Consider the following 11890-nt stretch of genomic DNA (forward strand, 5'->3'; position numbering starts at 1 on the left):
CTTGTGTTAACTGAGTGATTTGCTCAAATGATAAATTAAACTCTCCATCATCTTCTTGTTCAAACTCATGCAACGCGAGCTCAGGATAACTATCGAGCACTTTACTGGGGTTTTCTACCGCTAATGCTGCTTCAGTTGGGCGAGACACCGAAGCATCTTCTGCAATTGCCAGGTCAAGCTGTAATTCGGTTTCATCCAGTGGCGTGTTGTCTGTATTTTCGTCAGATGGAACATCATCCAATGCCTCTGCTCTTAAAGTGCTATCAGTATGCTGCAAGATTTCATCAGAACTATCTTCGTTAGCAAGATTCTCTTCATCAATTTGAGCGCCCAATGCATCTTCTTCAGATGGTGTAATCTGCTGCACTGCTGCTTGCTCTAAAATATCATCCATCTCAGCACTTAGTTGTAGCTCATCTTCAGTTAACGAAGCGTTTTCCTCAGCATCGTCTACTTCTGCAGCAAGCTGCTCTGCAAATTCATCAAGATCAGAACTATCGAAGTGTTCCTCAGAGATCGTTATCTCTTCTTGCTCTGAGAGCATTTCATTAATATCGGCAACATCAAGTGCCGAAGATTCACTCTGCTCATCCGCTTGATTTAGTGTTGCCAGCATATCGTCTTTCATTACAGTACTGGCTTGCTCTTCGCCAACTTCAGCCGCGCCATGCTGTGCTAAAATGTCGTCTATCGATTGTTCAGTGTCAGCCTCATCAAGCGGTAGCTCTAGCTCAATTTCCTCGAGTAAGCTATCAATATCATCTTGATCGGTTAAGGAAATGGCTTCCGGTGCCAACTGCTCCAAGCTAACCGGCTGGTCGATACTTTCTTGCTCCAGTAAATCATCGGTTTCTGTTTCTTCAGGATCTGCCAAATCAATAACTTCGGCAACTTCATCTTCTGCCATTAATAAGGCAGATAAATCCATATCAGACAGAATATTATTTGCATCAAAATTTGTTTCTGACGCAGAATCGATAGCAAGGTCGTCCCCAGCGTTTTGCTCGTCATCAAAGTCTCCATCCAACGTAATATCTAGCTCGTCGGCATTACCGCTGTCCAAAATGTCGGTTTGTAATGGATCTTCATCATCTATATCGTCTAAGATAATATCGTCACTAAAGTCAGGTAGTTCGTCATCAAGAAAGGTATCATCAGTATTGGTCGAAGCTGTTTTATCCCCAGCGCTAAAAGGATCGCCAAGTAGGGAGTCGTCAATATCAAATAAGCTATCGTCAAAATCCTGACTAGGGTCAAGCGGCGGCAAGGGTGATTGATAGCCACTGACGGCTGTTGGTTCTTTAACGGCAGCAGCTACCGCCTCCTCTGTTTTACGACCACGACGCTTGATCCAAAACACTGCCCCAAGTAATAACAAGATCGCGGGAACTGACGCCGCTAATATCCAAGCCAACGGGTTGTTTAGCAACTTTGACAAGTTATTCTTTTCGGCTTCGGCTAATCGAGCGGCCTCTTCAGCTTCTTTAGCCGCTTGTTGCTCACGCAAAATTTGCTGCTGTTGCTGTAACAATTGATTAAGTTGTTGTTGTAAAACACTATCCTCAGCTAACTGTGCTTTAAGTCCTTCAAGCTCTTGTTCAACCCGACCTAAAGACCCCCGTAAATTCTCATTCTCACGGGCAATACCTTCAATCAACTGCATCGAGTCCTGATATTGATCTTTAAGGGCATTAAGCTCAGCAGCGGTTTGTTGTTGTACTGGATTAGGCCTGGTTGCTTGTTCTCTACTTCTAGCGCGAGCCGCAGCGTCGCGGGCAATTTTTTGTGCCCAAAGCGCGTCATCTGTTTCAGCTTTGCGTTTAGCAACTTCGGGATCAACATTGCGGATCTCACGTAAATCAGGCAGCAATAGCACAGCGCCTGGCTGTAGATGATTAAAGTTGGCATCGTTAAAGGCTTGCGGGTTTTTCACAAACAACGCGTACATTACCTGATAGGTGGTTACGGTATTGCTGGGTTTAACTTGCTCGGCAATACGCCATAGCGTGTCACTGGCTGTAAGTGGGCCAAATTGTTTTTGTAACAAGGCGCTATCGGCATTTTTTGGGCCACGGATTTGCGTCGGCACAGTATCTGCCATTACCAGCGACGAAAAATTGACAATAAGCAGTAGTAACACTAGTAGAACAGGCATCAGGTTTCCTTAGCCGAGCACCCAGACTCACATAAAAGCCAAACTATTAGACAACGTCATGCAAACAGTGTTCCACTGTTGCGATAGCGTTTCAGTCAAATATAATGCAGAACCCGTTGGCTGGCTAGCATTAGCTGAAATTAGCCGTTTTCAAGATCCATTATCTCCGGTTAATACCCAAATCCAGATTCTCATGAGCGAAAATGCAAAAAAGCGCCCGAAGGCGCTTTTTTATCGTAACAAACTTACAAATAATCGCGGATCAAATGCTCAGCAATCTGGATACTGTTCGTTGCCGCGCCTTTACGAATATTGTCTGCCACCACCCAAAGATTAATGCCATTCTCATGGGAAAGATCTTGCCGCACCCGGCCAACATAAACCTCATCTTTACCCGTTGCACTACAAACCTGTGTTGGGAAGTCAGCATTATTTTCAAGCAACACCACGCCAGGCGCTTCAGCTAATAACGCTTTAACCTGTTCTACGGTAATCGGCATCCGGGTTTCAATATGTACCGCTTCGGCATGCCCAAAGAATACGGGTACCCGTACTGCAGTGGCATTAACGGAGATGCTATCATCACCCAGAATTTTCTGAGTTTCCCAATGCATTTTCATTTCTTCTTTGGTGTAGCCGTTATCCATAAACACATCAATTTGCGGGATCACGTTAAACGCAATTTGCCGGGCGAACTGACCTTGCTCATCTAACGGCTGGCCATTGAGTAACTGCGCCGTTTCTTTTGCTAATGCTTCAACCGCAGATTGGCCTGCGCCGCTCACCGACTGATAAGTAGCAACGTTAATCCGGCTAATGCCTACTGCATCATGAATCGGCTTTAACGCCACTAGCATTTGAATCGTTGAGCAGTTTGGGTTGGCAATAATATTCCGGTTACGATAATCCGCAATGGCGGCCGCATTCACTTCCGGTACCACCAAAGGAATGTCGGCTTCGTAGCGAAAATGTGAGGTATTGTCGATCACTACACAACCGGCTTCTGCTGCTTTTGGCGCATAAATAGCAGAAATGCTGCCACCGGCTGAAAACAAGCCAATTTGGGCCTGGCTCCAATCGAAGGTTTCCGCATCCAGCACAGTGATTTTTTTGCCCTTAAAGGTAATGGAGCCGCCGGCAGAGCGACTGCTAGCCAGCGGAAACAGCTGAGCAACCGGGAAATCACGTTGTTCCAGAATTTCAATCAAGTGTTGGCCTACCAAGCCGGTCGCGCCTAAAATTGCGACATTGTATTGCGACGCCATGCGATGCATCCTCTTATTACTGACTATTAAAGCCCAATTGGCCAAGCCAGGCCGGGGTGGCCTGACCGACAAGCTGTAGCGCGCTAAATTCACGCCGTGCCGGATATGACTTTCTAAGCCAGTCAAACCCCTTACCTTCAATGTGATGGCGGAATAAGGCATCATCACGTTGCACATCATATAACATTCTTGCGACACTTTGGACATCTGGAAGCCCAAAATTTGCAGATATTTGCAGTTTTTCCACTGCTGGCACCGGCAATAGTTGGCTAAGCGTCACAGTGGGTGCGATCCCCAGAAGTTGGCAACAGCGCTGATAGAGCATTTCTGTGCCTCTGGCTTTACCTTCTACACTATGGCCAGCGATATGCGCTGTCGCAATATCGCAATAAGGCAGCAACGGCAACAAAATATCTGGCTCTTGCTCCCACACATCCAGCACCAAAGGCCGACGCTGTATTTGCTGTGCGGCTAACAAGGCGGCATTATCAATCACCGCACCGCGCGAGGCATTAATAACGGCGCAGCTGGGTTTTAAGCGAGCTAAACACTCACTATTTAACAAATGCTTGGTCGGATAAGACCCCGCTTTAACCAGCGGCGTATGAAAGCTAATAATATCGGCTTGCTGGCAAAGGCTGGTAAAATCGGTATGTACAAAGTCGCTCTGTTGCTCTGCGCGCAATGGATCGCAAAGCAACACCGGTATTTGCATTGCCGTCAACGCCGCGGCTAAACGGCTACCGATACTGCCTACGCCAACAATGCCCACGGTTTTGTTGCTAAGCTGCCATTGATAACGCTCCGCCAGACACCATAAACTACTAAGCACATATTCCACCACCGATTGTGCGTTACAGCCAGGGGCGGAGCTGAAGGCAATATTACGCTTGCCCAGGTAGGCCAGATCGATATGATCCATGCCAATGGTTGCCGTGCCCACAAAGCGTAAGCGGGTATTTTTAGCCAGTAATGGTTCATCCACCTGGGTAACCGAGCGCACTAGCAGAATATCAGCTTCAGCCAGTTCACTGGCAGTTGCTGTGCGGCCATTAAACAGCGTAACCTCGCCGACATCGGCAAAAAACTCCCGCACCAGCGGCATATTTTCATCAGCAAAAATTTTCATTGCGCACTCTAATTGGACCATCTTGATTAGGTTAAGGCACCTAGTGTAGCAAAATTAATAGCTCAGATAGCAAAAAGGCGCTTATCAAAAGCGCCTTTTAAAGTAACCGATAAACTTACTTGCTATAACGTTGCATCACCAGCGTCGCATTGGTACCGCCAAAGCCAAAGCTATTTGACATCACCGTATTAAGCACGGCATCACGCGCTTCTGTCACGATGTTCAGTCCTTTCGCCGCCTCGTCTAACTCACCAATATTAATAGAGGGAGCAATAAAGTTATGCTGCATCATCAGCAGAGAGTAAATAGCTTCATGCACACCAGCAGCGCCCAGTGCATGACCGGTCATTGCTTTGGTCGCGCTAATAGCAGGCGTTTTACCGGCAAACACTTCCTGAATAGCACCAAGCTCTTTTACATCACCTACTGGAGTACTGGTACCATGGGTATTTACATAATCGATTGGCGCAGATATTCCTTGCATCGCCATTTGCATACAGCGCACTGCGCCTTCACCGCTAGGCGCAACCATATCATAACCATCTGAGGTTGCACCATAGCCCACAATCTCAGCATAAATAGTGGCTCCACGCGCCAGCGCATGTTCCAACTCTTCAACAACCACAATACCGCCACCGCCGCTAATCACAAAACCATCACGATTGGCGTCATAAGTGCGCGAGGCCATCTCTGGTGTGTCGTTATAACGGGATGAAAGTGCGCCCATGGCATCAAATTCCATCGCTAGGGTCCAATGTACTTCTTCGCCACCACCCGCAAAAACAATATCTTGCTTGCCAAGCTGGATCAGTTCCATCGCATGTCCGATACAGTGCGCACTGGTGGCACAAGCAGAGCTAATTGAATAATTAACGCCTTTAATTTTAAACGGAGTCGCTAAACAGGCTGAACAGGTGCTGGACATCGTTTTCGGAACTGCATAAGGACCAACCCGCTTTACCCCTTTTTCACGCAGAATATCGGCAGCTTCAACCTGAGTTTTAGACGAAGCGCCCCCCGAACCGACCACCAAACCAACGCGGGGATGTGAGATTTGCTCCTCGCTCAATCCCGCATCTTGCATGGCTTCTTGCATAGCAATATAGGAATACGCTGCCGCCTCCCCCATAAAACGCATCGCTTTGCGATCAATATGTTCGCTTGGATTGAGTTTAATATCACCCCAAACCTGAGAGCGTAACCCCAGCTCGGCAAATTCCTCTGCGCGGGTAATGCCTGATTTACCGGCTTTTAACGCAGCTAATACTTCTGATTTATTGTTACCAATACTGGATACAATGCCAAAACCGGTGATTACGGCTCTTTTCATGCTTACTCCCCAACCTTTCTATTCAGGCTAATTTTAAAATTTGTGTGCTATTCTACGGCTTTTAAGCGAAAAACTGGTCTGCTTTCAGCGAACAGTTGTACTCTGTTTTTAATTTTGCTTCAGCCTGAGGTAAACTACAAGCCGAATTTTCTATCCAGGCCCTAGCATGCAGTCTCTATCTAACGCCCGCATTCACTTTAACCCGCAAGGCACACCTGTTGCGACCGACTTTGATGATATCTATTTTTCAAATGACGGCGGGTTGGCCGAAACCGATTATGTATTTTTACAGCAAAACAGCCTCCCCTCGCGTTGGCCGCGGCACCCGCAGGCTTTTTTCCATATCTTAGAAACCGGTTTTGGCACCGGCGCGAATTTTTTACTGTGCTGGCAGCGCTTTCGATCTTTTAGGGCACAATATCCTGCCGCTGCTTGCCAGCGCCTTTATTTCAGCAGTTTTGAAAAGTATCCATTAAGCCTGGCCGACTTACAACAGGCCCTGGCTTGCCATACTTTACTTCAAGCACAATGCGAGCAGTTACTGCAGGCCTATCCGCCACCAGTAGCAGGCTGTCATCGGCTAGTATTTGATCATGGTCAGGTTATCCTCGATTTGTGGCAAGGTGATGTCAATACGCTGTTGCCGCAACTACCCGTGCAAAATCAGGTAGATGCCATCTTTCTGGATGGTTTTGCGCCAGCAAAAAATCCTGATATGTGGCAAACAGGCTTATTTGAACAACTATTTCGGCTCAGTAATGCCAATACGACGCTCGCGACCTTTACTTGTGCTGGTCTGGTAAAGCAGGGATTAACCGCAGCGGGATTTAACATTAAAAAAGTAAAGGGCTTTGGCCGGAAGCGGGAAATGCTAACCGCGACAATCGCTGCAGATACCGCTTCTGAACCCATTGCGGCTAAGGTTGCGCTACACCGCGAATCACAGCTACCCGCTAAAGACGACGTAACCATTATTGGTGGCGGCCTGGCAGCTTTGTGCTCGGCTTATGCCTTGGTGCGCCGGGGCGTAAAAGTGGCGCTGTTATGTGCTGATGCTGAGGTCGCGCAGGGTGCCTCTCACAATCGTCAAGGTGCACTTTATCCAAATCTGCCGGTAAGCCCAAGTGCGGCAGGCTTATGGCACTGCCAGGCATTTCATTATGCCCGACAGTTCTATCAGGATTGTCTGCAAACCGGCATAACATTTCCAATGCAATTTTGTGGTCTGTTACATCTGGCAACCACGCCACAGCTAACAGAGCGCCAGAGAAAAATGGCTGAACACCAAAGCTGGCCGACGTCGCTAGTGCGTTTTGTGGCGGCCGACGAAGCGTCTGCGTTGGCGGGCATACCACTACAACACAGCGGTATTTTTATACCGGATGCCGGTTGGATAGCACCACAAGCCTTTTGTCAGGCGTTGTTTCACTTTTTAACAACTCAGCCATTATTTACCGCGGTTTTTGATTGCCCAATAGTTGACATGCAAGCGAGTGATACAGGTTGGCAATTGCAAACACCGCAACATCAACTTACAGCTCAACGATTACTGGTAGCAACAGGTGCAGACTTAACCCAATTAGCAGCTATGGCACACTTGCCACTCAACAGAGTGCGTGGCCAGGTTAGCCATGTGCACGCAGCAACCTTAACGCCACTTAAAACCGTGATATGTCACAAAGGCTATCTTACCCCTGCTTGGCAAGGGCTACATTGTATCGGTGCAACTTTTGATCGAAATGCACAAGAAGCTTATCTCTCTGCAGCAGACGATAACGCCAATATTCAGCAGTTAGCAGAGCAATTAGCGATGACACCATTGGCTGCAGAGATCCAACTTGATTCAGCCAAAGCGGCCTTTCGCGGCACGGTACCCGACCATTTACCCCTGGCTGGTTTGGTTGATAATAGTCAACCGACCCTATGGGTGCATGCCGGTCTGGGGGCCAGAGGTTTACTTTTTGCCCCTCTTTTAGCAGAGATATTGGCGTGTCAATTGACAGGCGAGCCAGTACCGGCCGCTGAGACTACGTTACAACACTTGTCGCCCCAGCGTTTTGCCCGCTAAATGTAAATGGGTAAAAATCGAAGATTGGCTAACGCTATTAAGGCTTAGCCATTTGCACCACAACACGGCGATTCACCGCTCGGCCCAGCGAAGTTTCATTGGACGCGACATGGCGCCGTTCACCAAAACCCTCTATTTGGATCCGATCTTCGGCCACACCAGCAGCGACGAAAAACGCTTTGATATTCTCGGCCCGTTTGATGGAAAGTTGTTCATTCATCCAGCGGCCACCAAAACTATCTGTGTAGCCTTGTAACTCTATCGATTCGATTTCTGTATCGTAACGCAAATAATCAGCGATTTGACTAAGACGCCGGCGAGATTCACGACTTAACTGATCACCACCACTCTCATAAACCAGCACCGTGAAGGCAATATCTTCAAAGGAATAAGGTAACAAAGCAGATAAACACTGACTAAATGCCTGATATTGTGTTGGAAACTGTACAGGATTTAATGCCGCGACCACCTTGTCATAAGGACTATGCCAATCAGCATAATAAAAAGTAGGGCTAAAACCTTGCTCTAGCTCTGTCAATAAAGTCCAAGCCGTTTTTTTCGGTAAATCACCGTTAAATTGCTTTAATAATTTCATACTCGCAACAGACTTTGTTCGCTCACCGGCACGCCAATGTGGCGGTACCGACAGCACTTCAGCTAAGCCATAGTTATCAGGTAAGCGCAGCATGGCTAATTCAAAATCCATATTTAATGCTTTGCCAGCAGAACTACGAAAAACGGCTTTACCAAAATTAGGGATTTCATGCTCTAACTGACAATGGATCGGAGAATTCTCACTAAGTAGCCAACGGGATTGCTCTATTGTGGCGGAATATTGACGCCATTGTGTCGGCGCCGCCAAGCTGCCACTTGCGACAAGACTTAAGCTGACACTAATAAATAGGGCAAAAGCACGCATATAAGGCGGTGACTCCTTTAATTTAACCGAAACTGATGACGAGCGCTTAAGCATAATAATGTCTACAAAAAAATTCTTCTAGAAAACTAAGCAAGCATTGTGCCTGATACAAGACCTCGCCGCGATTTTTTGGCATAATAGCCACAACTAAGCAAAATGATTAAGCTATGAAACCCACATCCCCTGCTGAAACAACCTCATTATTCGCGCGCCGCTTTCGCGGCTATTATCCTGTAGTTATCGACATAGAAACGGCTGGCTTTAATCCTAAAACCGATGCCTTGCTGGAAATCGCCATTAATATGTTGCAAATGGATGATAATGGACGGCTGGTACCAGGCGAAACCTTACATTTCCACGTGGATCCTTTTGAGGGCGCAAACCTCGATGCCAGCTCACTCGCGTTTAACGGTATAGATCCTTTTAACCCGCTACGTGGCGCAGTAGCAGAACGCGATGCCATTGGTGAAATTTGTAAAGCGGTTAGAAAGGCACAAAAGGCCGCAGGCTGTCAGCGCTCAGTGATAGTCGCGCATAACGCCGCCTTTGATCAGGGCTTTTTTAACGCGGCAATTAACCGATTAAATTATAAACGCTCCCCCTTTCATGCTTTTGTTTCTTTTGACACCACCAGCCTATCAGCTCTGGCGTTAGGTCAAACAGTATTGGCTAAAGCCTGTGCTCAGGCCGGTATTGCTTTCAATGCCAAAGAAGCACATAGCGCTCTGTACGACACAGAACGTACCGCAGAGCTATTTTGTTATATTGTGAATCGCTGGCAAGAGATGGGTGGCTGGCCACTGAGTAACGCTTTGCCGCAAGAAGATACTGAAGAAAGTGAGTCAACAACAGAACAGGCTTAGGGCACGCCTTAACTCCCAACGCCAATATAAAAGTCCCCCGGTGAAAACCGAGGGATGGCTTAAGCTTAGTCAATACAAACTAATCTAGCAGGGTTAAAAGCCCGTTTTACTCAGACGCAGTTACGTTTTGCCGGGCAGCGGCTTCTTTAATCAGAGGCTGTAATTCCCCACGCTGGAACATTTCCAGCACAATATCACAACCGCCAATGAGCTCACCTTCAACCCACAATTGTGGGAAGGTTGGCCAGTTGGCGTATTTTGGCAATTCGGCACGAATATCTGGGTGCTGTAAAATGTCCACAAACGCAAATTGCTCGCCGCAAGCGATTAAAGCTTGAGAAGCCTGAGCTGAAAAACCACAACTCGGGAACTTTGGTGAGCCTTTCATAAACAACAGAATAGGGTTTTCAGCAATTTGCTGTTTAATTTTATCTAATGTTTCCATAATGACCTCAAAGGTTAACATGTCAGTGTCACTATTTTACCCTGAATTATAACCGCTGGCACTTGAGTTTTGCAGAAAGCGCCCAATATCTGGTAAACCTATAAAATGCGGTTAGCCCCAGTTAACGGCAGCCCAAGCGAACGATGAATAAAACTTGAGTATTTTAGTCAGGTTTTGTAGTCTACGCCATGCAGACACTTTTAACAACGTGAACGGAGAGCAACAATGGCCTTTGAATTACCAGCATTACCTTATGCTAAAGATGCGTTAGCCCCACATATTTCTGCTGAAACCTTAGAATTTCACCACGGCAAGCACCACAATACTTATGTGGTAAAGTTGAATGGTTTAATTGAAGGCACCCCTTTTGCCAGCCAAACACTGGAAGAAATTATCCGTAATAGCGAAGGCGGTGTGTTTAACAACGCTGCGCAAGTATGGAACCACACTTTCTACTGGCATTGCTTATCGCCAAATGGCGGTGGTCAGCCAACAGGCGCTTTAGCTGATGCGATCACGGCGAAATTTGGCTCTTTTGACGCTTTCAAAGCAGCTTTCAACGACAAAGCCGTGAATAACTTTGGTTCTAGCTGGACCTGGTTAGTGAAAAAAGCAGACGGTAGCCTGGATATTGTTAACACCAGCAATGCCGGCACCCCTATTCAAGATGCGACAGTAACACCAATTATTACTGTTGATCTGTGGGAACACGCTTATTACATCGATTTCCGTAATGCCCGCCCAACTTACCTGGATGCCTTCTGGGCACTAGTAAACTGGGAATTTGCAGCAGAGAACTTTGCTAAGTAACTCAGTCTTTAGTGCTATGATACCCGGCTATCGCCGGGTATTTTTTTGTCTATTAGCTTGAACCTTCCTCTGTTCACCCGCTCAAAAATCAAACAGAACTAAACTTAAGTGTTGTTCGTAAAGTATTTTGATTACAGAATTTTTTGATAGTAACGGGCAAAACTGGCATTTCATGTCTACCCTTAAACTAACAGCTGAAAGCAGTTTTCCCAGATGAGTAGCTGGAGGGCATATGAGCATATTTGAGCACTACAAAGCACGCTACGAGGCAAACAAAGAGGAAGAACTCACCATACAGGAGTATTTAGCACTCTGTAAACAGGATAAAAGCTGTTATAGCAGTGCTGCCGAACGCTTGCTAATGGCGATCGGTGAGCCAGAACTGATTGATACCTCACAAGACTCGCAACTGAGTCGTTTATTTTCCAACCGTCTGATTGCCCGCTACCCAGCCTTCTCCGAATTTTATGGTATGGAGGATGCTATCGAACAGATAGTGTCATATCTAAAGCATTCAGCTCAAGGCCTGGAGGAACGTAAACAAATTCTATATTTACTCGGCCCCGTCGGTGGCGGCAAATCCTCTTTGGCTGAGAAATTAAAACATCTGATGCAGCAAGTACCTATTTATTATCTGAAAGGCTCACCGGTACAAGATCATCCATTAAGTTTATTCGATGCTGCCGAGGATGGTGATTTGCTGCAACAGGAATATGGCATTCCCAAACGTTATCTAAGAAACATTATGTCGCCCTGGGCTAGTAAACGTTTGCACGAGTTTAATGGCGATATTAGCCAGTTTCGGGTAGTAAAACGCTACCCCTCTATTCTTGATCAATTAGCTATCGCGAAGACTGAACCCGGCGATGAAAACAATCAGGATATCGCAGCTCTGGTCGGCAAGGT

General features: G+C 46.8%; 9 protein-coding genes and 1 pseudogene. 4 read left to right on the forward strand and 6 right to left on the reverse strand.

The features are described from left to right. The 4 genes from IE163_RS05480 to fabB all read right to left on the reverse strand — a co-directional run. The coding region (locus IE163_RS05480) for a FimV/HubP family polar landmark protein (RefSeq protein WP_189431057.1) at positions 1-2155 on the reverse strand (2155 nt) is incomplete at its 3' end. A gap of 245 nt (positions 2156-2400) precedes the next feature. Further along, positions 2401-3420, reverse strand: a complete 1020-nt coding sequence (locus IE163_RS05485; RefSeq protein ID WP_189431060.1) for an aspartate-semialdehyde dehydrogenase — start codon at positions 3418-3420, stop codon at positions 2401-2403. Positions 3421-3436: 16 nt separating this feature from the next. After that, the gene (locus IE163_RS05490; protein WP_189431063.1) at positions 3437-4549 is read right to left on the reverse strand and encodes a 4-phosphoerythronate dehydrogenase; all 1113 of its coding nucleotides are present in this window, start codon (positions 4547-4549) and stop codon (positions 3437-3439) included. Between the two features lie 115 nt (positions 4550-4664). Further along, positions 4665-5879 carry a beta-ketoacyl-ACP synthase I gene (gene fabB, locus IE163_RS05495; RefSeq protein ID WP_189431065.1) on the reverse strand — a complete coding sequence of 405 codons (1215 nt, stop codon included), beginning with the start codon at positions 5877-5879 and terminating at the stop codon, positions 4665-4667. A gap of 166 nt (positions 5880-6045) precedes the next feature. Between fabB and mnmC the strand changes: the two genes are divergently transcribed. Beyond that, on the forward strand, positions 6046-7947 hold the full coding sequence (mnmC, locus tag IE163_RS05500) for a bifunctional tRNA (5-methylaminomethyl-2-thiouridine)(34)-methyltransferase MnmC2/FAD-dependent 5-carboxymethylaminomethyl-2-thiouridine(34) oxidoreductase MnmC1 (RefSeq protein WP_189431067.1): 1902 nt from the start codon (positions 6046-6048) through the stop codon (positions 7945-7947). 37 nt (positions 7948-7984) lie between these two features. Here mnmC and IE163_RS05505 read toward each other — a convergent pair whose 3' ends face one another. After that, entirely contained in the window at positions 7985-8866 is an 882-nt protein-coding gene (locus tag IE163_RS05505) for a flagellar protein MotY (RefSeq protein ID WP_189431069.1), read from the reverse strand. Positions 8867-9033: 167 nt separating this feature from the next. Between IE163_RS05505 and rnt the strand changes: the two genes are divergently transcribed. Beyond that, a complete protein-coding gene (gene rnt, locus IE163_RS05510; RefSeq protein ID WP_189431071.1) occupies positions 9034-9729 on the forward strand; it encodes a ribonuclease T in 696 nt (231 codons plus the stop codon). A gap of 106 nt (positions 9730-9835) precedes the next feature. Here rnt and IE163_RS05515 read toward each other — a convergent pair whose 3' ends face one another. Next, positions 9836-10174, reverse strand: coding sequence for a Grx4 family monothiol glutaredoxin (locus IE163_RS05515; protein ID WP_308430896.1), 339 nt, complete (start codon positions 10172-10174; stop codon positions 9836-9838). Positions 10175-10399: 225 nt separating this feature from the next. Here IE163_RS05515 and sodB point away from each other — a divergent pair, with 225 nt between their 5' ends. Together sodB and IE163_RS17750 are read left to right on the forward strand one after the other, a co-directional pair. Next, the gene (gene sodB, locus IE163_RS05520; RefSeq protein ID WP_189431073.1) at positions 10400-10984 is read left to right on the forward strand and encodes a superoxide dismutase [Fe]; all 585 of its coding nucleotides are present in this window, start codon (positions 10400-10402) and stop codon (positions 10982-10984) included. A gap of 232 nt (positions 10985-11216) precedes the next feature. Then, positions 11217-11890, forward strand: a pseudogene (locus tag IE163_RS17750) (PrkA family serine protein kinase); the annotation flags it as partial.

This window comes from Alishewanella longhuensis, from assembly GCF_014653435.1.
Taxonomy (GTDB): Bacteria; Pseudomonadota; Gammaproteobacteria; order Enterobacterales; family Alteromonadaceae; genus Alishewanella; species Alishewanella longhuensis.

Coding starts and splice junctions, on each gene's coding strand:
- IE163_RS05485 (WP_189431060.1), bottom strand. CDS start 3,420: ATGGCGTCGCAATACAATGTCGCAATTTTAGGCGCGACCGGCTTGGTA.
- IE163_RS05490 (WP_189431063.1), bottom strand. CDS start 4,549: ATGAAAATTTTTGCTGATGAAAATATGCCGCTGGTGCGGGAGTTTTTT.
- fabB (WP_189431065.1), bottom strand. CDS start 5,879: ATGAAAAGAGCCGTAATCACCGGTTTTGGCATTGTATCCAGTATTGGT.
- mnmC (WP_189431067.1), top strand. CDS start 6,046: ATGCAGTCTCTATCTAACGCCCGCATTCACTTTAACCCGCAAGGCACA.
- IE163_RS05505 (WP_189431069.1), bottom strand. CDS start 8,866: ATGCGTGCTTTTGCCCTATTTATTAGTGTCAGCTTAAGTCTTGTCGCA.
- rnt (WP_189431071.1), top strand. CDS start 9,034: ATGAAACCCACATCCCCTGCTGAAACAACCTCATTATTCGCGCGCCGC.
- IE163_RS05515 (WP_308430896.1), bottom strand. CDS start 10,174: ATGGAAACATTAGATAAAATTAAACAGCAAATTGCTGAAAACCCTATT.
- sodB (WP_189431073.1), top strand. CDS start 10,400: ATGGCCTTTGAATTACCAGCATTACCTTATGCTAAAGATGCGTTAGCC.